We start from the raw sequence: 22,892 nt of genomic DNA, 5'->3' as shown, positions 1-22,892 counted from the left end.
TCGGGGCGTCGTCCCGGGGTGTCCCCGAGGTGTCCTCCCGGGGCGTCCCCGGAGTGTCCCCCCGAGCCCTGCTCTCGCGGTCACCCTAGCCAGATGCGGGCCCACCCGCCCGCCCGGAACGGAACGGCGGGCTTACGTAGACTGGTCCACGTGAGCGACGAGCCCCAGCCCCACGAGCCCGAGGGCGATGAGCCCGAGCCCTCCCCGTTCGAGGAGATCGTCGGGGAGGCGACCGACCGCGACCCCGATCTCGCCGTCATCGAAGCGGGCAGCCGCACCCTGCGCGCCCAGGCGGGCCCGCAGCCCGACGTGGTGCCCACGCGTCCCGAGGACCCCGAGGTCGACGCGGCGCTGCGCGCGGTCGAGGACGAGCTGGCGACCCGCTGGGGCGAGACCAAGCTGGAGCCCTCGGTCAAGCGGATCTCCGCGCTGATGGACGTGCTGGGCGAGCCCCAGCGCACGTACCCGTCGATCCACATCACCGGCACCAACGGCAAGACGACCACGGCCCGCATGATCGAGGCCCTGCTCGGCGCCTTCGACCTGCGCGTCGGGCGGTACAGCTCGCCGCACGTCCAGTCGATCACCGAGCGCCTCAGCATCGACGGGGCCCCGGTCCCGGCCGAGAAGTTCGTCGAGATCTACGAGGACGTCAAGCCGTACGTCGAGATGGTCGACGGCCAGCAGGAGTACAGGCTCTCGTTCTTCGAGGTCCTCACCGGAATGGCGTACGCGTCGTTCGCGGACGCGCCCGTCGACATCGCCGTCGTCGAGGTCGGCATGGGCGGCTCCTGGGACGCGACGAACGTGATCGACGGGAACGTCGCCGTGATCACCCCCATCTCCCTCGACCACACCGACCGGCTCGGCGATACGCCCGAGCAGATCGCCGTCGAGAAGTCCGGGATCATCAAGCCGGACGCCACCGTCGTCCTCGCGCAGCAGCCCGTCGAGGCCGCCTCGGTCGTGCTGAAGAAGGCCGTCGAGGTCGACGCGACCGTGGCCCGCGAGGGCATGGAGTTCGGCGTCGTCTCCCGCGAACTGGCCGTCGGCGGCCAGCAGCTCACCCTGCGGGGCCTCGGCGGCGAGTACGACAACATCTTCCTGCCGATCCACGGCGCGCACATGGCGCACAACGCGGCGGTGGCGCTCGCCGCCGTCGAGGCCTTCTTCGGCATCGGCCAGCAGCAGGCCCGCACCCTCGACATCGACGTGGTGCGCGAGGCCTTCGCCTCCGTCACCTCCCCGGGCCGCCTGGAGGTCGTCCGGACGAGTCCGACGGTCGTGCTCGACGCCGCGCACAACCCGGCGGGCGCGCGCGCCACGGCGGAGGCGGTGAGCGAGGCGTTCGGTTTCAGCCGACTCGTCGGCGTGGTCGCGCCCAGCAAGGACAAGGACGTACGCGGCCTGCTGGAGGCGTTCGAACCGGTCTTCGCCGAGGTCGTCGTCAGCCGGCACCAGACGCACCGCGCCATGGACGTCGACGAGCTGGCCGCCCTCGCGGTCGAGGTCTTCGGCGAGGACCGGGTGCAGGTCGAGCCGCTGCTGGACAGCGCGATCGAGGAGGCGATCACCCTCGCCGAGGAGGAGGGGGAGTACGCCGGGGCGGGCGTCCTGGTCACGGGTTCCGTCTTCACGGTCGGCGAGGCCCGGCTGCTGCTGGGAGGCAAGCGCTGATGCGGACGCTGTGCGCGTCGACGTTGATCGGCGAGTTCTTCGTGATCGGTTTCGCCGGACTGGTCGCGATGCAGACGAGTGATCTCTCCAAGGCCACGGTCTGGACGGTCTGCGGCATCGCGATGCTGCTGTGCGTGCTGCTCTGCGGAATGATCACCCGCCGCGGGGGCGTCGAGCTGGGATGGGCCCTGCAGATCGGACTGATCGTCAGCGGCTTCGTGGTCCCCACGATGTTCTTCCTGGGCGCCTGCTTCGCGGCCCTGTGGTGGGCCTCGGTGCACTACGGCCGCAAGATCGACGAGGCCAAGGCCCGCTTCGCCGCGCAGGCCGATTCCGGGGGCGGCCCCGAGGGCGGGCCTGAGCCGGACGCTGCGTAATCCGGCGCTCTCTCACCCGTGTAGCCTCTACGCACCGCAGAGTCACACCGTCAAGGAGTCCGCACGATGTCCCAGCGCACCCTCGTCCTCCTCAAGCCCGACGCAGTTCGCCGCGGGCTGGTCGGCGAGATCATCGGCCGTATCGAGGCCAAGGCCGACTGGAAGATCACGGCGCTGGAGCTGCGCACGCTCGACAAGGCCACCCTGGAGACGCACTACGCCGAGCACCAGGGCCGTCCCTTCTACGAGCCGCTGGTCGAGTTCATGCTCTCCGGCCCCTCCGTGGCGCTGGTCGTCGAGGGTGAGCGCGTGATCGAGGGCGTACGGGCGCTGGCCGGGCCGACCGACCCGATCGCCGCCGCGCCGGGCTCGATCCGCGGCGACTACGGCACGATCGTCCGTGAGAACCTCATCCACGCCTCGGACTCCGAGGAGTCCGCCGCGCGGGAGCTGAAGATCTTCTTCCCTGACTTCGCCTGACGGGGGCTGAGAGGGAGGGGCAGGGGAACCCATCACTCCGACACGACGTCACCATTACGGGGGACGGTCGGGGTTCCGCTGACAATGGCGGAGGAACCGTCTCTACGTGTTCGAGCAAGCGCGTCTACGATGGAACCTTCGCGCTCCGCAATGTCGGCGCGTACACACATCCTGCCGTTCCCTCACACACCATCGCCCCACTTGGAAGGCCAGACGCATCCATGGCAACCAACATGTCGTTCATCGGCCGTGATATGGCTGTCGACCTCGGGACCGCCAACACGCTGGTGTACGTCAGGGGTCGCGGGATCGTCCTCAACGAGCCGTCCGTCGTCGCGATCAACACGAACACCGGCGGCATCCTCGCGGTCGGCGCCGAAGCGAAGAAGATGATCGGCCGGACCCCTGGCAACATCGTGGCCGTGCGCCCCTTGAAGGACGGCGTGATCGCCGACTTCGAGATCACCGAGCGCATGCTCCGCTACTTCATCCTCAAGATCCACAAGCGGCGGTATCTCGCCCGTCCGCGCGTCGTCGTCTGCGTCCCGTCCGGCATCACCGGGGTGGAGCGGCGCGCGGTGATCGAGGCGTCGACCCAGGCGGGGGCCCGCCAGGTGCACATCATCGAGGAGCCGATGGCCGCGGCGATCGGCTCGGGCCTCCCGGTCCACGAGGCGACGGGCAACATGGTCGTGGACATCGGCGGCGGCACCACCGAGGTCGCCGTGATCTCGCTCGGCGGCATCGTCACCGCGCAGTCGATCCGCGTCGCGGGCGACGAGCTGGACAACGCGATCATCCAGCACATCAAGAAGGAGTACAGCCTTCTGCTCGGTGAGCGCACCGCCGAGAGCATCAAGATCACCATCGGCTCGGCCAACCAGCTCGACAAGGACGAGCACACCGAGATCCGCGGCCGTGACCTGGTCAGCGGCCTGCCCAAGACGGTGGTGATCTCGGCCGCCGAGGTCCGCAAGGCCATCGAGGAGCCCGTCAACGCGATCGTGGACGCCGTCAAGACCACCCTCGACAAGTGCCCGCCCGAGCTGTCCGGCGACGTGATGGACCGGGGCATCGTGCTCACCGGCGGCGGCGCCCTGCTGCGCGGGCTCGACGAACGGCTGCGCCGCGAGACCGGCATGCCGATCCACATCGCGGAGGACCCGCTCGACTCGGTGGCCCTCGGCTCCGGCAAGTGCGTCGAGGAATTCGAGGCGCTCCAGCAGGTGCTGGACGCCCAGCCACGCCGCTAGCCGGGGCGCCCCGGAGGGGCCGCTCCAGGGGCGCGGGGAACCGCGCGCCGGGCCACGGTGACGGCGTGCCCCGCAACGCACCGCCAGGGGCAGCACGGACAACAGAAAACGGAACAAGAGCGCACAACACGACACGGTCCGACCAAGAAAGGCACGGCCGCCGCACGTGAGGGACACACGAGAAAGCCGGCTGCTGCTCGTCCTGTTGATCGCCATCGCGTTCGCACTGATCACGGTGGATCTCAGAGGGGGCGAGCAGTCACCGCTCGACGGTGCGCGGTCGGGGGCCGCGTCCGTCCTGGGACCTGTCGAGAACGGCGTCGCGTCGGCGGTCGATCCCGTCGGCAACGCGATCGGCGCCGTCCGCGACTCGGGCGAGAGACACGACAGGATCAGCCGTCTGGAGCGGGAGAACGCGCAGCTCAAGCACGAACTCGGCTCCAAGGACCGCAACCGCGCCCGCGCCAAGGAGCTGGACAAGCTCCTCAAGACGGCCGGTGCCGGAGGGTACGGCGTCAAGGGCGCCCAGGTCATCGCGATCGGCGCCGCCCAGGGCTTCTCCTGGACCGTCACCATCGACGCGGGCAGCGGCGACGGCCTCCGCAAGGACATGACGGTGCTCAACGGGGACGGGCTCGTCGGCCGCGTCACCACCGTCGGCCCCTCCACTTCCACCGTGCTGCTCGCCAACGACCCGGACTTCACCGTCGGCACCCGGCTGGAGAAGAGCAGCGAGCTGGGCTTCGCCACGGGCCGCGGCGGCAACGCGCTCAACGTCCAGCTCATGAACGGCAAGGCCAAGGTGAAGAAGGGCGACCGCCTGGTCACCTTCGGCTCCAGCGCCGACAAGCCCTTCGTGCCCGGCGTGCCCGTCGGCAAGGTCACCAAGGTCAACCGGCACAAGGGCGACCTCACCCGCACCGTCAGCGTCCGCCCGTACGTGGGCTTCTCCAAGCTGGACATCGTGGGCGTGGTCGTCGAGCCGCCGCGCACCGACCCGCGCGACGAGGTGCTGAAGGCGAAGAAGCCGAAGCCCGCGCCCACCGTGACCGTCACCAAGACACCGAAGGCGGACAAGGAGAGCGGCGCGCGGCGCGAGGAGGGGCAGCCGAGCGGCGCCCCCACGAACGGCCAGACGCCCTCGCCCGGAGCCACTGGAGTCGCCCGATGATCCTCAACCGGATTCTGCTCTCGGCCTCGCTGGTGGTCGTCGCGCTCATCTTCCAGGTCACCGTCCTGGCCCGGCTCCAGCTCCCCGGCGCCGTGCCCGACCTGCTGCTGCTCGTCGTCCTCGGCCTCGCCCTGGTCTACGGACACACGGCGGGCGCCCTCGTCGGCTTCGCCGCCGGGCTCCTCGCCGACATCGCCCCGCCGGCCGACCACGCGGTGGGGCGGTACGCGCTGGTGCTCTGCGTGATCGGGTACGCGGCGGGCCTCACCAAGCCGGAGAACGGCCAGCACCGCTCGGCGACCGTGCCCATGCTCGTCGTCGCGAGCGCCGCCATCAGCTCCACGCTGCTGTACGCGGGGGTCGGCGCGCTCGTCGGCGACACCGCGGCGCGGCAGGTCGGCCTCACCGGGCTGCTGATCACGGCCACCATCTACGACCTGCTGCTGGCCCCGTTCACCGTGCCGCTGATCATGGCGCTGGCGCGGCGCTCGGAGCGGGACCCGCTGGGCGACGGCGCCGGAGCGGGCGGCGGCAGCGCGAGCGGCGGCGACCGTACGTACGGCTGGCTCACCTCGGGTGCGGAGCTGGGCGGCGGGAGCGGCGGTCTGTTCGGGGGCAGGCGCGGCAAGAACGGCGCGGGCATCGGCAGCCAGCGCGGCACTCTGCTGGGCCGCTCGGCCCGTAACAAGGCGGGGAAGATCAAGGGGGTCAAGCGGCTGTGACAAATATTCCGGAGACCGGCCGCACCCAGCGGGTCAACATCCGGCTGATCGCCATTCAGATCCTGGTGATGTCGCTCCTGCTCACACTCGGCGGGCGGCTGTGGTATCTCCAGATCCGCAACGGCGACGAGTACGAGAAGGAAGCCGCCGGCAACCACGTCCAGCAGGTCGTGCAGCCCGCAGTGCGCGGCTCGATCCTCGACTCGCGCGGCGTGCCCATCGCCGACAACGAGACCCGGCTCGTCGTCTCCGCGTCCCGCACCGAGCTGATGAAGCAGGGCGACGACGGCAAGGCCGTCCTCGAACGGCTCGCGAAGGTGCTCGGCATGAAGGCGAAGACCGTCAAGGAGAAGGTCCGCCTCTGCGACGCGAAGACGAAGCAGCCCTGCTGGAACGGCTCGCCCTACCAGCCGATCCCGGTCACCGACAACGCCAAGCCGCAGCAGGCGCTCCAGATCCGCGAGCGCTCCGAGGACTTCCCCGGCATCACCGCCGAGCCCCAGGCCGTACGCCGCTATCCCGCGCCCTACGGCGCGAACACCTCGCAGGCGCTGGGCTATCTCTCGCCCGTCACCGACAACGAGATCGAGAAGGCGAAGGACACCGACTCGCCGTTCCTGCCCTCCGACGAGATCGGGCGTTCCGGTCTGGAGCGGTCGTACGACAGCAAGCTGCGCGGCAGTTCGGGCGTGACGCGCTACGAGGTGGACAACCTCGGCCGGGTCATGGGCCGGGCCAAGAGCGACAAGGCGAAGCCCGGCGGGAATCTCGTCACCTCGATGGACTCCCGGGTCCAGGCGGTCACGGAGAAGCAGCTCGACCTGGCCATGAAGGCCGCCCGTAAGGAGCACGACAAGAACACCGGGCGGAACTACGAGGCCGACGCGGGTGCCGCCGTCGTGATGGAGAACCGGACGGGACGCGTGGTCGCGATGGCGTCCAACCCCGAGTACGACCCGAACGCGTGGGTCGGCGGGATCTCCGGCAAGGAGTACGCGCGGCTCACGGGGAAGAAGTCGAACTACCCGCTGCTGAACCGCTCGATCCAGGGCCTCGCCGCGCCCGGCTCGATCTTCAAGGTCATCCCCACGGCCGCCGCGGTCAACGCGGGCTACGACTTCAACGGGGGCTACAACTGTGGCTCCTCGTACTCCGTCGGCGGGCAGGTCTTCAAGAACTTCGAGTCGAAGGGGTACGGCACCATCAACCTGGGCCGCGCCCTGGAGGTCTCCTGCGACACCGTCTTCTACGACCTGGCGTACAAGCAGTGGAAGAAGGACGGCGGCAACAAGCCGAAGAAGGACGCCAAGGACTGGTTCTACAAGACGGCGCACCAGTTCGGGCTCGGCAAGAAGACCGGCGTGGACCTGCCGAACGAGGTCGAGGGCCGTGTGCCCGACCGCAAGTGGAAGCGCGACTACTGGAAGGCGAACAAGGACGCCTGGTGCGAGCAGGCCAAGGACGCCAAGACGTACGCGGACAAGATCGCCAAGGAGAACTGCGTCTCCGGCATGAAGATGCGCGCCGGTGACAGCGTCAACTACTCGATCGGCCAGGGCGACACCCTCGTCACGCCGATCCAGATGGCCACGATCTACGGCGCGCTCGGCAACGGCGGCACGCTCTACGACCCCACCCTCGGCAAGGCCGTGATCAGCGCCGACGGCAAGCACGTCGACAAGATCAAGCCCACCTCGCACGGCAAGCTGCCCATAGGGAAGAAGACCCTCAAGCAGATGGACAAGGCGCTCCAGGGCGTGGCCACGCGCGGCACGGCCGCCTGGCGCTTCGGGGACGCGGGCTGGCCGCAGGACAAGATCAAGATGCGGGCCAAGACCGGTACGGCGGAGGTCGCGGGCAAGCAGACGACCTCGTGGTTCGCGACGTACACGGACGACTTCACGGTCGTCATGACCATCTCCCAGGGTGGTACCGGATCGGGCGCCTCCGGTCCGGCCGTACGGAAGATCTACGACGCCATATACGGCGTGGGCAAGGACGGCGGCATCGACAAGAAGAAGGCGCTGCTGCCCGAGCCGGAGAAGAAGCTGCCGAAGATCGACAAGGACGGCGCCATCGAGGCGGAGAAGGACAAGGCGTTCGAGAAGGCCGGGAAGCCCAAGCAGAAGCCGAAGCCCGGGAACGCCGGGAACCCCGCGCAGGCGGGCGCGGAGCAGGCGCAGGCGGTCAGGCGTGAGCAGGAGGACGGTCGTTGAGCACGCACTCCTATCCGCTCGGCGGCTACGGCCCGCGGCGGCGCTCCACCTGGAGTCGGCTGACCGCGCGCGACTCCGTCGTCTGGCGGCTCGACTGGATCATGCTGCTGGCCGGGCTCGCGCTCTCGGTCATCGGCTCGATACTGGTCTACTCCGCGACCCGTAACCGCACCGAGCTGAACCAGGGCGACCCGCACTACTTCCTGCTGCGGCACACGATCTTCCTGGTGATCGGCGTCGCCATGATGGGCGGCACGGTCTGGCTCGGCCACCGCAGGCTGCGCAGCGCGGTGCCGGTGCTCTACGGCGTCTCGGTCTTCCTCGCCGTCCTGGTGCTCACCCCGCTGGGTGCGACGATCAACGGCTCGCGGGCCTGGCTGAACCTCGGCGGCGGCTTCACCATCCAGCCCGCCGAGTTCATCAAGATCACGGTGATCCTGGGCATGGCGATGATGCTCGCCGCGAAGGTGGACGCGGGCGACCGCGACCACCCGGACCACCGCACGGTGGTGCACGCGCTGGGCATGGCCGCGCTGCCGATCGTCGTCATCCTGCTGATGCCCGACCTGGGCTCGGTGATGGTGCTGGTCATCACGGTGCTCGGGGTGCTGCTCGCCTCCGGCGCCTCGAACCGCTGGATCATCGGCCTGATCCTGGCCGGTACGGGCGGCGCGGTGCTGATCTGGGCGCTCGGCGTGCTCGACGAGTACCAGATCAACCGCTTCGCGGCCTTCGCCAACCCCGCGCTCGACCCGGCCGGCGTCGGCTACAACACCAACCAGGCCCGTATCGCCATCGGTTCGGGCGGGCTCGGCGGCAAGGGGCTCTTCGACGGCACCCAGACCACCGGTCAGTTCGTGCCCGAGCAGCAGACGGACTTCGTCTTCACGGTCGCGGGCGAGGAGCTGGGCTTCATCGGCGGCGGCCTCATCATCGTCCTGCTCGGCGTGGTGATCTGGCGGGCGTGCCGGATCGCCCGGGAGTCGACCGAGCTGTACGGGACGATCGTGGCGGCGGGCGTCGTGGCCTGGTTCGCCTTCCAGGCGTTCGAGAACATCGGGATGTGCCTGGGCATCATGCCCGTCGCGGGTCTTCCGCTGCCCTTCGTCTCCTACGGCGGCACGTCGATGTTCGCCGTGTGGATCGCGGTGGGGCTGCTCCAGTCGATCAGAACGCAGCGCCCGATAAAGGCCTGACCCGACGGCCTGATCCGAAGGCCTGACCTTCGGTGTTCCGCGCCCCGTTCCCATTGCCGGGAGCGGGGCGCGGTTCTACGTTCCGGACATGGCGGACGTTGTGCGGGAGATCGAGCGGAAGTACGAGGCCGCGGACGGAGCGCGGCTCGACGGGGTGCCGGAGCTGGGCGGGCTTCCCGGAGTGGCCTCAGTTGTCGACAAAGAACCTTTCGAACTGGACGCGACCTACTACGACACCGAGGACCAGCGGCTCGCGCGGGGGCATGTGACCCTCCGGCGGCGCATGGGCGGCCACGACTCCGGGTGGCACCTGAAGCTGCCCGCCGACCCCAAGGACCCCGGCGTGCGCGACGAGGTGCACGCCCCGATGGCCGACGAGCTGCCCGCCTCGCTGGCCGCGCTCGTCCGCTCGCGGCTCCGCGGCGAGCCGCTGCTGCCGGTGATGCGGCTGCGCCAGCGCCGTACCGTCCGCGAGCTGCGCGGCGAGGACGGCATCACGCTCGCCGAGGTCGGCGTGGACGAGGTGCGGGCCGAGCGCTACGGGCCCGGCGGCGGGACCGCCGAGTGGACCGAGATCGAGGCCGAGCTGGGCCAGGGGCAGGACCCGGTGCTGCTGGACGCGATCGACGTACGGCTGCGGGGAGCGGGGCTGAGCCGCTCGTCCGCCCCGTCCAAGCTGCGCCGCGCGCTGGACGAGACGGCACCGAAGGCGGAGAAGAAGGCGGAGAAGAAGGGGAAGAAGCAGCGCGGGAAGAAGGGGGCGCCGGAACCGGTGCCGACCGCGGCCGATGTCGTGATGGCGTACGTACGGGCGCAGGTCACCGCGATCGTCGAGCTGGACCCCGCCGTGCGGCGCGACGTGGAGGACTCGGTGCACCGGATGCGGGTCGCCACGCGCAGGCTGCGCAGCGCCTTCCGCTCGTACGGCGCCGTGCTCGACCGGGACGTGACCCGGCCCGTCGGCGAGGAGCTGAAGTGGCTCGCCGCCGAACTGGGCGTGGACCGCGACCGCGAGGTGCTCACCGCGCGGCTCGCCGAACGGCTCGCGGAGGTGCCGCGCCCGCTGCGGCTCGGCCCGGTGTCGGGGCGGCTGCGCACCTTCTCGCACGCCCGCCGCACCGGCTCGCGCCGCCATCTGCTCTCAGTCCTGGACGGGGCGCGCTATCTGGAGCTGCTGACCACGCTGGACGGGCTGGCCGCTCACCCTCCGCTCAGGGAGAAGACGGCCGCCAAACCCCCGGAAGAGGTGATCCGCAAGGCCGTACGGCGCGACTACGACCGGCTCGCCGCGCACATCGGCGAGGCCCTCGCCGCGCCGCCCGGAGACTCCCGGGACCTCGCTGTGCACGAGGCCCGCAAGTGTGCCAAGCGCGCGCGGTACGCGGCGGAGGCCGCGCGGCCCGCCTTCGGCCGCGACGCCAAGCTGTTCGCCTCCCGGATGACCGAGCTGCAGGAGCTGCTCGGCGACCACCAGGACAGCGTCGTCGCGCGCCTCGCCCTGAAGGACCTCGCCGGGCAGGCGCACGCGGCGGGCGAGCCCTCCTTCACGTACGGGCTGGCGTTCGGGCGGGAGCGGGAGATCGCGGCGGAGCGCGAGGCGGCGCTGCCGGGGCTGTGGGCGGCGATCACGCGGGACGCGGCGTCGTTCCCGTGAGCGGGAGGGCGTTACGCTGGAGGACTGTCCCTCACACGTCCTACGAAAGCGCGCCGAGATGCCCGTCGAGTCGGTCTTCCCCCAGCTTGAGGCCCTGCTCCCGCACGTCCAGAAGCCGATCCAGTACGTCGGCGGGGAACTCAACTCCACCGTCAAGGAGTGGGACGAGACGGACGTCCGCTGGGCGCTGATGTACCCGGACGCGTACGAGGTGGGGCTGCCCAACCAGGGCGTCATGATCCTCTACGAGGTGCTGAACGAGCGCGAGGGCGTGCTGGCCGAGCGCACGTACAGCGTGTGGCCGGACCTGGAGAAGCTGATGCGGGAGCACGAGGTCCCGCAGTTCACGGTGGACGCGCACCGTCCCGTCGGCGCCTTCGACGTGTTCGGGGTCTCCTTCTCGACCGAGCTGGGCTACACCAACCTGCTCACCGCGCTCGAACTCTCCGGCATCCCGCTGGAGGCCGCGGACCGCACCGTCGACCACCCGATCGTGATGGCGGGCGGGCACGCGGCGTTCAACCCGGAGCCGATCGCGGACTTCATCGACGTCGCGGTCATCGGCGACGGCGAGCAGGCGGTCCTGGAGGTCACCGAGATCATCCGCGCCTGGAAGAACGAGGGCCGTCCGGGCGGCCGGGACGAACTGCTGCTGCGCCTCGCGAAGACCGGCGGTGTCTACGTCCCGCGCTTCTACGACGTGGAGTACCTGCCGGACGGACGTATCGGCCGCGTCGTCCCCAACCGCAGCGGCGTCCCGTGGCGCGTCTCCAAGCACACGGTGATGGACCTCGACGAGTGGCCGTACCCGAAACAGCCCCTCGTGCCGCTCGCGGAGACCGTCCATGAGCGGATGTCGGTCGAGATTTTCCGCGGCTGCACACGCGGCTGCCGCTTCTGCCAGGCGGGCATGATCACCCGCCCGGTGCGCGAGCGCAGCATCACCGGCATCGGCGAGATGGTCGACAAGGGCCTGAAGAACACCGGCTTCGAAGAGGTCGGCCTGCTCTCGCTCTCCTCCGCCGACCACAGCGAGATCGGCGACGTCGCCAAGGGCCTCGCCGACCGGTACGAGGAGGACAAGGTCGGCCTCTCCCTGCCCTCGACGCGGGTGGACGCCTTCAACATCGACCTGGCCAACGAGCTGACGCGCAACGGCCGCCGCTCGGGCCTCACCTTCGCGCCGGAGGGCGGCAGCGAGCGCATCCGCAAGGTCATCAACAAGATGGTCTCGGAGGAGGACCTGATCCGTACGGTCGCGACGGCCTACGGCAACGGCTGGCGGCAGGTGAAGCTCTACTTCATGTGCGGCCTGCCCACCGAGACCGACGAGGACGTCCTCCAGATCGGCGACATGGCGGTCAACGTCATCGCCAAGGGCCGCGAGGTCGCCAAGTCGAACGACATCCGGGCCACCGTCTCCATCGGCGGCTTCGTCCCCAAGCCGCACACCCCGTTCCAGTGGGCGCCGCAGCTCTCCGCCGAGGAGACCGACGCCCGCCTGGCCAAGCTCCGCGACAAGATCCGCGGCGACAAGAAGTACGGCCGCTCGATCGGCTTCCGCTACCACGACGGCAAGCCCGGCATCGTCGAGGGCCTCCTCTCGCGCGGCGACCGCCGCGTCGGCGCCGTCATCCGCGAGGTCTACGAGCGGGGTGGCCGCTTCGACGGCTGGCGCGAGTATTTCTCGTACGACCTGTGGATGGAGTGCGCCGCGAAGACGCTGCCCGGGCAGGGCGTCGACGTCGACTGGTACACCACCCGCGAGCGCTCCTACGAGGAGGTCCTCCCCTGGGACCACCTCGACTCCGGTCTCGACAAGGACTGGCTCTGGGAGGACTGGCAGGACGCCCTCGACGAGACGGAGGTCGAGGACTGCCGCTGGACCCCCTGCTTCGACTGCGGGGTCTGCCCCCAGATGGACACCGAGATCCAGATCGGCCCGACGGGCAAGAAGCTGCTGCCGCTGAGCGTGGTCGACAAGTAGCGGAAATCCCCTCGCGCCGCGCGGCGCCGCTTCGCGACACTGGCGGGGTGCCGGACCTCGCCGAGCCCGCCGCCGTCTTCCACACCTCGTTCCTCGCCGCGATGAAGGAGTTCGCGGACGAGGGATGGAGCGTGGGGGACACCCGGACGACGGTCGCGGAGGACCTGCAGGAGTACGCCGGGGTCTGGGAGACCGCCGAGGGCTTCCGGGCGTACCTGGAGCGGGTGCGGGCCGCCGAGGACGAGCGGACGCCCTGGCACCCGGGCTGGGTCGGCTTCACCACGTGGTGGTGGGCGGACGGCGACGAGTACCTCGGGAAGCTCTGCGTCCGCCACCGGCTCACCACGCACCTGCGCGAGCAGGGCGGGCACATCGGATACCACGTACGGCCCTCGGCCCGCCGCCAGGGGCACGCCACCGCCATGCTGCGCGCCTCGCTCCCGTACGTGCGCGAGCTGGGCATCGCGTCCGCCCTGGTCACCTGCGACGTCGACAACACCGGCTCGCGCAGGGCGATCGAGAGGTGCGGCGGCGTCCTGGAGGACCGGCGCGGGCGGAAGCTTCGTTACTGGATCGCCACGGAGTGACCGAACCGGCGCCGCACTACACGCGTCGTTGAACGCATGAGCCACACCCCCGAACAGCACGAAGGGTTCACGAAGCCCTACCGGCCCCGGCACGGCGCCGCTCCGGCGCGGGAGTCCGAGGGGTGCCTGGTGGCGGCCGTCCGGATGCCCGTACGGATCGTGATGTTCGTCCTGGTGCTGCCGGTGCGGATGGTGTGGGACGCGCTCGTCGTCTGCGGCAGGGCCCTGAACCGGACCGTGCTGCGGCCGTTCGGGCGCGCGATCGGGGGCGCGTGCGCCTGGATCGGGCGGACGCTGCTGCTGCCGGTCGCCCGGGGCACCGGCCTCGCGCTGATGTGGACGGGTAAGGCCCTGTTCGTCTGGCCCTGGGTCGCGCTGTGGCGGTACGTCCTCGCCCCGGCCGGACGCGGCACGGGCGCCCTCCTGGGCCGGCTCGGCGCCGGGCTCGCGTGGCTCGGCCGCGTCCTCGTCGTCGCCCCGCTCTCCTGGACGTACGCCCACGTGCTGACCCCGATCGGGCACGCGCTCGCCACCCTCGTCCGGGGGCTCGGCTCGGGCTGCGGCCGACTGGGCCGGTACCTGTTCGTGGTTCCGGCCGCCGCCCTGTACCGGTATGTGCTGACTCCGGTGGGGCACGCCGTGGTCGCGGTGGTCCGGGGCGTGGGCGCGGCGCTGGCCTGGCTCGGCCGGTACCTGTTCGTCGTTCCGGCCGCCGCCCTGTACCGGTATGTGCTGACTCCGGTGGGACACGCCGTGGTCGCGGTGATCCGCGGCGTGGGCGCGGCGCTGGCCTGGCTCGTCCGGTACCTCTTCGTCGTCCCCGCCGTGGCCCTCCACCGCTACGTCCTGACCCCTGTCGGACGAGCCCTCGCGGTCGTCGCGCGCGAGACCGGCGCCGGTCTCGTCTTCGCCTGGCGCGCGGCCGGACGCGTCTCCCGCGCCGTCCTCGGCTTCCTCGGACGGCTGCTCCGGGCGCTGTTCGTGACGCCCTTCGTGTGGACCTGGCAGCACGTCGTCCGCCCCGTCTGGAGGCCGATCGCGCAGGCCACGAGGGAGACCGCCCGGTCGGTACGTGCCGTTCTCGCGTCCGTACGGGCATCGGTCCGCGAGACGCGGGCAGAGATACGCCGTGCCCTCTTCGGCGGCACCCGAACCCAGGAGCGGGAGGAGCTGCCGGAGGGCCGCCGCGTACCCTAGGCAGAAGGATCATCCGCACAAACGCACAACGCGTCCCGTGCCCCGGGCACGAGAAGCGCCGCGGCTGCGGACCTCCGCCTCCGTACACGTCCTGTCAACGAAGGGCGGCAGCTCCCCGGGTGCCGCCCTTGCACCGAGGAGAGAAGCACTGGGCAAGCGACAGCCCGAAGGCCCGCCGCCCGCACCCGCTGTGCAGCGCGTCCGACTGCGCTACACCAAGCGCGGCCGCCTCCGGTTCACCAGCCACCGCGACTTCCAGCGCGCCTTCGAGAGGGCGCTGCGCCGGGCCGAGGTGCCCATGGCGTACTCCGCGGGCTTCACCCCCCACCCGAAGGTCTCCTACGCCAACGCCGCCCCCACCGGCACCGGCAGCGAGGCCGAGTACCTGGAGATCGCCCTCACGCGTCACCGGGACCCGGAGGAGCTGCGCGCCCTGCTCGACGCGTGCATGCCGACGGGCCTCGACATCACCGACGCGGTCGAGGCCGGGACCTCCGACTTCACGGACCGGCTCCAGGCCTCCGAGTGGGAGCTGAGGCTCGACGGCGTCACCCCCGAAGAGGCCCGCGCGGCGGTCGGGACCTTCCTCGCGGCGGAGACGGTCGAGGTCCAGCGGCAGACGAAGAAGGGGCTCCGCACCTTCGACGCGCGCGCCGCCGTCACCTCGCTGGAGCCCGCCGAGGAGGCCGTCGACGGCACCTCCGCGACCAGGGGCGATAGGCCCGGCGGCGCTCCCTGTGCGATACTGCGGCTGGTAGTACGGCACCTGACACCTGCCGTACGACCCGACGACGTCCTGTCCGGTCTCCGCGCTGCGGCCGGCCTGGCGCCGCCGGTCCCCGCAGCGGTGACCAGGCTGGCGCAGGGGCCGCTCGATGAGGAGACAGGCACGGTGACCGACCCGCTCGCGCCTGACCGCGACGCTCTCTCAGGGCCCACAGGCTCGGGAGATCTTTCCAGCGCCGCGACGGTGCGAGGCGGCTCCGCGTAGGACCGCCGTCGTAGGAAGCGCCGCCGCCGAAGCACGCCAGGGAGCCACCCGGGTCGCGGTGCGGAAGGCGAGCGCACTGACCAGCAGACTTTCGCCGTAGCCGGGCCAGAGAAGGACCGGAACCGGCGAGTGAGACAACAGCTCCCGCGCGGTGCCCGCGCCCCGGAGAGCGGACCACGCACCTCGTGCGGGCCGCCCCGGGTTCGCACGAGGCGCGGCGCCCGGGAGCGTGACGGGAGAACCGCCCGCATGCTCGAACCAACTGAATCCACGGAAGCCGCAGAGGCTCCGGAGACCACCCAGTCCGACCAGTCCGCTTCGGGCTCGTCGCCCAGCGACACCCTGCCGCCCCGGCGCCGTCGCCGCGCCGCGAGCCGCCCGGCGGGCCCGCCCGCCGTCTCGGCCTCGACCGAGGGCACGGCGGTGACGGCGAGCGCCGCCGCGCCGGAGGCCCCGGAGGCCCCGGCGACCGCAGCCGCGCAGGAGAGCCCGGCCGCCCAGGAGGCGGCGGAGGCCCCGGCCGCGCCGCCCGCCCGTACCCGGCGCCGCGCCACGCGCAAGGCGACCGCACCGGCCGGTGCCCCCCGTTCGGAGGAGTCGGCGAGCGCCGAGACCGCCGCCCCTGCGGCGGACCCCGCTCCCGAGGCCGGGCCGGCGCCCGCCGAGACCGCCGCTCCGCGTACGCGCCGCCGCGCGACCCGTAAGACCGCCGCGCCCGTGGCCGAGGCCACGGAGAGCGCCGCCGAGGCGCCCGCCGAGAAGCCCGTGGCCGAGGCGGAGAAGCCCGCCGCTGAGGCCGCCGCCGAGGAGAGCCCGGCCCCGCGGACGCGCCGCCGCGCCACCCGTAAGACCACCGCGCCCGCCGCCGAGGAGGCCGCCCAGGCCCCGAAGGCCGCCGAGGCCGAAAAGCCCGCCGAGGCCGAGGGCGAGAGCGAGGCTCCGCGCCGCCGTCGCCGGGCGACCCGTAAGACGGAGGAGACCGAGACAGCCGCCTCCGCCGCCGCGCCCGCGCCCGCCGCCGAGGACGCCGCTCCGGCTCCGAGGAAGCGGAAGGCGCCCGCGCCCGTGGCGATGTTCCAGGCGCCCGTCTTCACCGAGCCCGCCTTCCAGACCCCGCAGAGCGCCGCCGCCGAGATGCTCGCCGGTGAGACCGCCGCCGAGGACGAGGAAGAGACCGAGGCGGAGGCCGAGGCCGAGACAGAGACCACGGAGGCCGTCGAGCCCGCCCAGGAGCGGGGCGGCACCTCGTCGCGCCGTCGCCGCCGCCGTCGCGCGGAGAGCGCCGAGGACACCGCAGCGGCAGCCGACGACGCGGAAGCGGACGCCGACGACGACGAGCAGGGCGACGAGACCTCCGACTCGTCCGACGCCTCGGACGAGTCCGGCGAGGCCGGGGAGCGTCCCGCGCGCCGCCGCCGCAGGGGCGGCCGCCGCCGTCGCCGTGGCGAGAACGCCGAGTCCGCCGAGGGCGCGGGTTCCGGCGAGGACGCCGAGACCGACGAGGACGGCGAGACCACGGCGGACGCCGAGCGTTCCGCCGGTGACGAGGACGGTGCCGACGGCGAGGCGGCGGACGGCGAGTCCGGCTCCGGCTCGGGCGGCTCCAGCAGCAGCTCGCGCAGGCGGCGCCGCCGTCGTCGCCGTTCGGGCGACGGCGAGGCGCAGGGCGACAGCGGCCAGGGCTCCGGCTCCGGCTCCGGTTCGGGCTCCGGCGGCGACGACCCCGAGCGCACCGTCGTCAAGATCCGCGAGCCCCGCAAGAAGAAGGACAGCGAGCCCTCCGACGAGGTGCAGGCCATCAAGGGCTCCACGCGCCTGGAGGCCAAGAAGCAGCGCCGCCGCGAGGGGCGTGAGCAGGGCCGCCGCCGGGTGCCGATCATCACCGAGGCCGAGTTCCTCGCGCGCCGCGAGGCCGTCAAGCGGGAGATGATCGTCCGCCAGAACGGCGAGCGCACGCAGATCGGCATCCTGGAGGACGACGTGCTCGTGGAGCACTTCGTCAACAAGGAGCAGTCGACCTCGTACGTCGGCAACGTCTACCTCGGCAAGGTGCAGAACGTCCTGCCGTCCATGGAGGCCGCCTTCGTCGACATCGGCAAGGGCCGCAACGCCGTGCTGTACGCGGGCGAGGTCAACTTCGAGGCGCTCGGCATGGCCAACGGCCCGCGCCGTATCGAGACCGCGCTCAAGTCCGGCCAGTCCGTGCTGGTCCAGGTCACCAAGGACCCGATCGGACACAAGGGCGCCCGCCTGACGAGCCAGGTCTCGCTCCCGGGCCGTTACCTGGTCTACGTGCCCGAGGGTTCGATGACCGGCATCAGCCGCAAGCTGCCCGACACCGAGCGCTCGCGCCTGAAGCAGATCCTCAAGAAGGTCGTCCCCGAGGACGCCGGAGTCATCGTCCGTACGGCCGCCGAGGGCGCCAGCGAGGACGAGCTGCGCCGCGACGTCGAGCGCCTCCAGGCGCAGTGGGAGGACATCCAGAAGAAGGCCCAGAAGGGCAACGCGCCGACGCTGCTCTACGGCGAGCCGGACATGACCGTCCGCGTCGTACGGGACATCTTCAACGAGGACTTCTCCAAGGTCATCGTCAGTGGCGACGGCGCCTGGGACACCATCCACGGCTACGTCTCGCACGTCGCGCCCGACCTGTCCGACCGGCTCCAGAAGTGGACGTCGGACGTGGACGTCTTCGCGACGTACCGCATCGACGAGCAGCTCGCGAAGGCCCTCGACCGCAAGGTCTGGCTGCCCTCCGGCGGCTCGCTGGTGATCGACCGGACCGAGGCGATGATCGTCGTCGATGTCAACACCGGCAAGTTCACCGGCCAGGGCGGCAACCTGGAGGAGACGGTCACCAGGAACAACCTGGAGGCGGCCGAGGAGATCGTGCGCCAGCTCCGGCTGCGCGACCTCGGCGGCATCATCGTGATCGACTTCATCGACATGGTCCTGGAGTCCAACCGCGACCTGGTGCTGCGCCGCCTGCTGGAGTGCCTGGGCCGCGACCGTACGAAGCACCAGGTCGCCGAGGTCACCTCGCTGGGGCTCGTGCAGATGACCCGTAAGCGGGTCGGCCAGGGGCTGCTGGAGGCCTTCTCCGAGCCCTGCGTCCACTGCAACGGGCGCGGCGTGATCGTCCACATGGACCAGGCCGGGTCCACGTCGGGCGGCGGCAAGAAGAGCAAGAAGAAGGGCAAGGGCGGCCAGGGCCAGGAGAAGGCCCAGGAGAAGCCTGCCGAGGCCCCCGTCGAGCCGGTGGCCGAGCCCGCCGCCGCGGTGACCGAGTCCGCGGAGCCCGTGGAGTTCGTCCCGGACGAGGAGCTGTACAGCAGCGCCGCGGAGGCCGAGGCCGCCGCGGCGCGGGGCGGCCGTTCGCGCCGCCGGGGCAGCCGCAAGGCCAGCGCGCCCGCCGGGTCGCCGAAGGGCGCGGAGGCGGCGGAGCCGCAGCCGGCCCCGGCCGCCGAGCCGGAGCCCGAGCCCGCGCCTGTCGTGGAGCCGGAGCCCGCCCCCGAGCCCGCGCCCGTGGCGGAGGTGCCCTCGACTGTCGAGCCGGAGGCCCAGCCCGAGGCGGAGGCCGCGCCCGCGCGCCGTCGTCGCCGGGTGACGCGCAAGGTGACGGCACCGGCCGGTTCGCCCGCCACGGCGGAGGACGCGGCGGTCACGGTGGTCACGGCCGCCGAGACCGAGCCGGAGCCTGCTCCGGCCGCCGAGACCGAGCCCGAGGCCGCACCCGAGTCCGCTCCCGAGGCGGAGGCCGCGCCCGCGCGTACCCGCCGCAGGGCGACCCGTAAGGCCACCGCACCCGCGGGGCCCCCGTCGGGCGCGGAGACGGCCCCGGAGCCCGAGGCCGCTGTCGAGGCCCCTGCCGAGGCCGAGGAGCCCGCCCCGGCGAAGAAGGCGGCCAAGAAGGCGACGGCGAAGAAGACCGCCGCCAAGAAGGCCACGGCCAAGAGCACCGCGAAGAAGGCCGCGGCCAAGACCACGGCGAAGAAGGCCACGGCCACTGCCACGGCCAAGAAGGCGACCGCCAAGAAGACGGCGGCGAAGACGACGAAGAAGGCGGCCGCCAAGAAGACCGCCGCGGCCGAGCAGCCGCCGTTGTCGGGCGTCACCGCTTCGGCCGAGGACTGAGGCAGCGGGGTCGGGCCCGGGGACTTCACGATCTCCGGGCCCGTCCCCGTTTGACCAGCGTGTCAAGGTCCCCGTAACCTTGACCGTCGGCGTGTCGTCGTAGACACGTCCGCTCCTGAGCAACTCCCTCCCGTGCCTCGTGGCCGGGAGAGGCCGCTCAATCCTCTCGGATCAGTTCCGCGTTCCGGCGCGGCCGGGCGGCTGGCATCAGGGGCTCCGAATCGAGTGAGAGAGAGTTCCGCGTGTACGCGATCGTGCGCACCGGCGGGCGCCAGCAGAAGGTGTCTGTCGGCGACGTCATTGAGGTTGACCGTCTGTCGGAGAGCAAGGTCGGCGACAGCGTCGAGCTCTCGACCCTGCTCGTCGTCGACGGCGACGCGGTCACCAGCGACCCGTGGGTCCTGGCGGGCGTGAAGGTCCAGGCCGAGGTGGTGGACCACCACAAGGGCGACAAGATCCGGATCCAGAAGTACAAGAACAAGACCGGTTACAAGAAGCGTATCGGTCACCGTCAGCTCCACACGGCGCTGAAGGTCACCGACATCCCCGCCCCGGCCAAGAAGTAAGGACTGAGGAGAGATGGCACACAAGAAGGGCGCATCGTCCACTCGGAACGGGCGCGACTCGAACCCGCAGTACCTCGGTGTGAAGCGCTTCGGCGGCCAGGTCGTCAGCGCCGGCGAGATCCTCGTCCGCCAGCGCGGCACCCACTTCCACCCGGGCGCGGGCGTCGGCCGCGGCGGCGACGACACGCTGTTCGCGCTGTCCGCCGGTGCGGTGCAGTTCGGCACCCACCGCGGCCGCAAGGTCGTGAACGTCGTCCCGGCCGCTGAGTAAGCAGCCGGACAGACACATCCCGAGGGCGGACGGCCGCATCCCTTCCTGACGGTGGGGATGCGGGTCCGCCCTCGGCGCGTTACGCAGGAAACACTCGTATCTCAGGAGGCACACGTCATGACCACCTTCGTGGACCGCGTCGAACTGCACGTCGCCGCGGGCAACGGGGGCCACGGCTGCGCCTCCGTGCACCGCGAGAAGTTCAAGCCCCTGGGCGGCCCCGACGGGGGCAACGGCGGCCGTGGCGGCGACGTGATCTTCGTCGTCGACCCGGACGTCACGACCCTGCTCGACTACCACCACGGCCCGCACCGCAAGGCCACCAACGGCAAGCCCGGCGAGGGCGGGCACCGCTCGGGGCAGGACGGCAAGGACCTGGTCCTGCCCGTCCCGGACGGCACGGTGGTGCTCGACGGCAAGGGCGAGGTCCTCGCCGACCTGGTCGGCGCGGGCACCACGTTCGTGGCCGGACAGGGCGGCCGCGGCGGCCTCGGCAACGCGGCGCTGGCCTCGGCCCGCCGCAAGGCCCCCGGCTTCGCGCTGCTCGGCGAGCCCGGCGAGACGCGCGACGTGGTCCTGGAGCTGAAGACGGTCGCCGACGTGGCCCTCGTCGGCTACCCGAGCGCGGGCAAGTCCTCGCTGATCTCCGTCCTCTCCGCCGCGAAGCCGAAGATCGCCGACTACCCCTTCACCACCCTCGTCCCGAACCTGGGTGTGGTCACGGCGGGCGGCTCCGTCTACACGATCGCCGACGTCCCCGGCCTCATCCCCGGCGCCAGCGAGGGCAAGGGCCTGGGCCTGGAGTTCCTCCGCCACGTCGAGCGCTGCTCGGTCCTCGTCCACGTCCTGGACTGCGCGACGCTGGAGACGGACCGCGACCCGGTCTCCGACCTGGACGTCATCGAGGACGAGCTGAAGCAGTACGGCGGCCTGGACGACCGCCCCCGCATCGTCGTCCTCAACAAGACGGACATCCCCGAGGGCAAGGACCTCGCCGACATCATCCGGCCCGACCTGGAGGAGCGGGGCTTCCCCGTCTTCGAGGTCTCGGCGGTCTCCCGCCAGGGCCTCAAGGACCTCTCGTACGCCCTGGCCCGCCTGGTCGACGAGGCCCGCGCGGCCCGCCCCGTCGAGGAGTCGACCCGCGTCGTCATCCGCCCCAAGGCCGTCGACGAGTCGGGATTCACGGTCACCCGCGAGGACGACGGCTTCTTCCGCGTCCGCGGCGAGAAGCCCGAACGCTGGGTCCGCCAGACCGACTTCAACAACGACGAGGCCGTCGGCTATCTCGCCGACCGCCTCAACCGCCTCGGCGTCGAGGAAGAGCTGCTCAAGGCCGGCGCCCGCGAGGGCGACGGCGTCGCGATCGGCCCCGAGGACAACGCGGTCGTCTTCGACTGGGAGCCCACGATGATCACCGGCGCCGAAATGCTGGGCCGCCGAGGAGAGGACCACCGCATGGACGCGGTCCGCCCGGCCGAACTCCGCCGCCGCGAGCGGGAGGCGGAACGCGACGAGGCCCTGGGGGAGTACCGGGACTTCGACCCGTTCGAGGGCTGAGCGTCCTCGCATGGGCGTCGAGCCGGTGCCCTCGTGGGTGATCCCGCCCCCGGGAGGGTTCACCGCCGAGGGCTTCCTCCGGCTCACCGGCATGCCCCCGCACACCGAACTCATCGACGGTGCCCTGGTCTTCGCCGCCCGGCGAGGCAGGTGGCACAGCCGCGTCATCAACCGTCTCCTGGGCGAGCTGGACAGACAGGCCCCTGCGGAGCTGCGCGCCGACCGCGAGATGACCGTCAAGCTCGGCAAGCGGCAGGCGCCGGAGCCGGACGTGCTCGTGGTCACGGCGGAGGCGTACGCGCGCGAGGACCCGTCGACGTACTACTTCCCGGAGGACGTCGTCCTGGCCGTGGAGGCCGTCTCGCCGGACTCGGAGGACCGCGACCGGACACGAAGCCCCGCAAGTACGCGGCGGCGGGCATCCCGCACTACTGGCGCGTCGAGAACAACGGCGGCGCCACGGCCGCGTACCTCTACGAGCGCGACCCCGCGACCGGGGCGTACGCCCTGACCGGCATCCACCACGACCGCCTGAAGCACTCGGTCCCGTTCCCGGTCGACACCGACCTCACGGCGGTCGGCCGCCGGGCCTGCTAGGCCCGTAGTTCGCACCAGACCGTCTTGCCCTCTTCGTGGGCGACCACGTCCCACTTGGCCGTGACCAGTTCGACCATGGCGAGCCCTCTGCCGGACTCGCGCCACAGGTCAGCGCCGAACGGCCGTACCGGCAGGGCCGGGCTGCGGTCGTAGACCTCGATCCGTACGCCGTCGAGCGTGCGGATCACCGTCGAGGCGCACCACTGGTCCGGCACGTGCCGGTGGACGTTCGTCAGCCCTCATCTCACGTTCCCCG

Annotated in this window: 19 protein-coding genes; 18 read left to right on the top strand and 1 reads right to left on the bottom strand. The window is 71.6% G+C overall.

Going from position 1 to position 22,892, the window contains the following annotated elements; translation table 11 throughout:
- Positions 1-150: 150 nt before the first annotated feature.
- From folC to ABD343_RS26295, 18 genes are all read left to right on the top strand, one after another.
- On the top strand, positions 151-1,677 hold the full coding sequence (gene folC / locus ABD343_RS26380; RefSeq protein WP_344531818.1) for a bifunctional tetrahydrofolate synthase/dihydrofolate synthase: 1,527 nt from the start codon (positions 151-153) through the stop codon (positions 1,675-1,677).
- Complete coding sequence (locus ABD343_RS26375) at positions 1,677-2,054, top strand: DUF4233 domain-containing protein (protein WP_344531817.1); 378 nt, start codon at positions 1,677-1,679, stop codon at positions 2,052-2,054. Before folC ends, ABD343_RS26375 begins: the two co-directional genes overlap by 1 nt.
- Positions 2,055-2,120: 66 nt before the next feature.
- Entirely contained in the window at positions 2,121-2,534 is a 414-nt protein-coding gene (gene ndk / locus ABD343_RS26370; protein ID WP_344531816.1) for a nucleoside-diphosphate kinase, read from the top strand.
- 233 nt (positions 2,535-2,767) lie between these two features.
- Complete coding sequence (locus ABD343_RS26365) at positions 2,768-3,787, top strand: rod shape-determining protein (protein ID WP_344532253.1); 1,020 nt, start codon at positions 2,768-2,770, stop codon at positions 3,785-3,787.
- Positions 3,788-3,953: 166 nt separating this feature from the next.
- The gene (mreC, locus tag ABD343_RS26360; RefSeq protein WP_344531815.1) at positions 3,954-4,958 is read left to right on the top strand and encodes a rod shape-determining protein MreC; all 1,005 of its coding nucleotides are present in this window, start codon (positions 3,954-3,956) and stop codon (positions 4,956-4,958) included.
- The gene (mreD, locus tag ABD343_RS26355) at positions 4,955-5,680 is read left to right on the top strand and encodes a rod shape-determining protein MreD (RefSeq protein WP_344531814.1); all 726 of its coding nucleotides are present in this window, start codon (positions 4,955-4,957) and stop codon (positions 5,678-5,680) included. The genes mreC and mreD overlap by 4 nt, the downstream gene beginning before the upstream one ends.
- A complete protein-coding gene (gene mrdA, locus ABD343_RS26350) occupies positions 5,677-7,896 on the top strand; it encodes a penicillin-binding protein 2 (protein ID WP_344531813.1) in 2,220 nt (739 codons plus the stop codon). The genes mreD and mrdA overlap by 4 nt, the downstream gene beginning before the upstream one ends.
- Complete coding sequence (rodA, locus tag ABD343_RS26345) at positions 7,893-9,092, top strand: rod shape-determining protein RodA (RefSeq protein WP_344531812.1); 1,200 nt, start codon at positions 7,893-7,895, stop codon at positions 9,090-9,092. Before mrdA ends, rodA begins: the two co-directional genes overlap by 4 nt.
- An 88-nt stretch (positions 9,093-9,180) precedes the next feature.
- Positions 9,181-10,746: a CYTH and CHAD domain-containing protein gene (locus ABD343_RS26340; protein WP_344531811.1), complete on the top strand. Its 1,566-nt coding sequence runs from the start codon at positions 9,181-9,183 to the stop codon at positions 10,744-10,746.
- A gap of 58 nt (positions 10,747-10,804) precedes the next feature.
- A complete protein-coding gene (locus tag ABD343_RS26335; RefSeq protein ID WP_344531810.1) occupies positions 10,805-12,733 on the top strand; it encodes a TIGR03960 family B12-binding radical SAM protein in 1,929 nt (642 codons plus the stop codon).
- 47 nt (positions 12,734-12,780) lie between these two features.
- The gene (locus tag ABD343_RS26330) at positions 12,781-13,320 is read left to right on the top strand and encodes a GNAT family N-acetyltransferase (RefSeq protein ID WP_344531809.1); all 540 of its coding nucleotides are present in this window, start codon (positions 12,781-12,783) and stop codon (positions 13,318-13,320) included.
- Positions 13,321-13,356: 36 nt separating this feature from the next.
- Positions 13,357-14,517 (top strand): hypothetical protein, encoded by a 1,161-nt coding sequence (locus ABD343_RS26325; protein ID WP_344531808.1) that lies wholly within the window; start codon positions 13,357-13,359, stop codon positions 14,515-14,517.
- Positions 14,518-14,707: 190 nt separating this feature from the next.
- Complete coding sequence (locus tag ABD343_RS26320; protein WP_344531807.1) at positions 14,708-15,508, top strand: TIGR03936 family radical SAM-associated protein; 801 nt, start codon at positions 14,708-14,710, stop codon at positions 15,506-15,508.
- Positions 15,509-15,757: 249 nt separating this feature from the next.
- Positions 15,758-19,642 (top strand): Rne/Rng family ribonuclease, encoded by a 3,885-nt coding sequence (locus tag ABD343_RS26315; protein WP_344531806.1) that lies wholly within the window; start codon positions 15,758-15,760, stop codon positions 19,640-19,642.
- 242 nt (positions 19,643-19,884) lie between these two features.
- Positions 19,885-20,208 carry a 50S ribosomal protein L21 gene (gene rplU, locus ABD343_RS26310; protein ID WP_344531805.1) on the top strand — a complete coding sequence of 108 codons (324 nt, stop codon included), beginning with the start codon at positions 19,885-19,887 and terminating at the stop codon, positions 20,206-20,208.
- 13 nt (positions 20,209-20,221) lie between these two features.
- Positions 20,222-20,479 (top strand): 50S ribosomal protein L27, encoded by a 258-nt coding sequence (rpmA, locus tag ABD343_RS26305; protein WP_344531804.1) that lies wholly within the window; start codon positions 20,222-20,224, stop codon positions 20,477-20,479.
- Between the two features lie 117 nt (positions 20,480-20,596).
- The gene (obgE, locus tag ABD343_RS26300) at positions 20,597-22,039 is read left to right on the top strand and encodes a GTPase ObgE (protein ID WP_344531803.1); all 1,443 of its coding nucleotides are present in this window, start codon (positions 20,597-20,599) and stop codon (positions 22,037-22,039) included.
- Positions 22,040-22,049: 10 nt separating this feature from the next.
- On the top strand, positions 22,050-22,550 hold the full coding sequence (locus ABD343_RS26295) for a Uma2 family endonuclease (RefSeq protein WP_344531802.1): 501 nt from the start codon (positions 22,050-22,052) through the stop codon (positions 22,548-22,550).
- Positions 22,551-22,632: 82 nt separating this feature from the next.
- On the opposite strand, the gene ABD343_RS26290 is transcribed toward ABD343_RS26295, so the two are convergent.
- Positions 22,633-22,851, bottom strand: coding sequence for an ATP-binding protein (locus ABD343_RS26290; protein ID WP_344531801.1), 219 nt, complete (start codon positions 22,849-22,851; stop codon positions 22,633-22,635).
- Positions 22,852-22,892 lie beyond the last annotated feature (41 nt).

The organism is Streptomyces albiaxialis (assembly GCF_039530985.1).
GTDB lineage: Bacteria > Actinomycetota > Actinomycetes > Streptomycetales > Streptomycetaceae > Streptomyces > Streptomyces albiaxialis.
The sequence above is the reverse complement of the archived record's forward strand: the minus strand, read 5'-3'. Positions and strand labels throughout refer to the sequence as shown.

Excerpts from the sequence above, each read along its gene's own strand:
- ABD343_RS26375 (WP_344531817.1), top strand. The coding sequence starts at position 1,677 with ATGCGGACGCTGTGCGCGTCGACGTTGATCGGCGAGTTCTTCGTGATC.
- ndk (WP_344531816.1), top strand. The coding sequence starts at position 2,121 with ATGTCCCAGCGCACCCTCGTCCTCCTCAAGCCCGACGCAGTTCGCCGC.
- ABD343_RS26365 (WP_344532253.1), top strand. The coding sequence starts at position 2,768 with ATGTCGTTCATCGGCCGTGATATGGCTGTCGACCTCGGGACCGCCAAC.
- mreD (WP_344531814.1), top strand. The coding sequence starts at position 4,955 with ATGATCCTCAACCGGATTCTGCTCTCGGCCTCGCTGGTGGTCGTCGCG.
- ABD343_RS26340 (WP_344531811.1), top strand. The coding sequence starts at position 9,181 with ATGGCGGACGTTGTGCGGGAGATCGAGCGGAAGTACGAGGCCGCGGAC.
- ABD343_RS26335 (WP_344531810.1), top strand. The coding sequence starts at position 10,805 with ATGCCCGTCGAGTCGGTCTTCCCCCAGCTTGAGGCCCTGCTCCCGCAC.
- ABD343_RS26325 (WP_344531808.1), top strand. The coding sequence starts at position 13,357 with ATGAGCCACACCCCCGAACAGCACGAAGGGTTCACGAAGCCCTACCGG.
- ABD343_RS26315 (WP_344531806.1), top strand. The coding sequence starts at position 15,758 with ATGCTCGAACCAACTGAATCCACGGAAGCCGCAGAGGCTCCGGAGACC.
- rpmA (WP_344531804.1), top strand. The coding sequence starts at position 20,222 with ATGGCACACAAGAAGGGCGCATCGTCCACTCGGAACGGGCGCGACTCG.
- obgE (WP_344531803.1), top strand. The coding sequence starts at position 20,597 with ATGACCACCTTCGTGGACCGCGTCGAACTGCACGTCGCCGCGGGCAAC.
- ABD343_RS26295 (WP_344531802.1), top strand. The coding sequence starts at position 22,050 with ATGGGCGTCGAGCCGGTGCCCTCGTGGGTGATCCCGCCCCCGGGAGGG.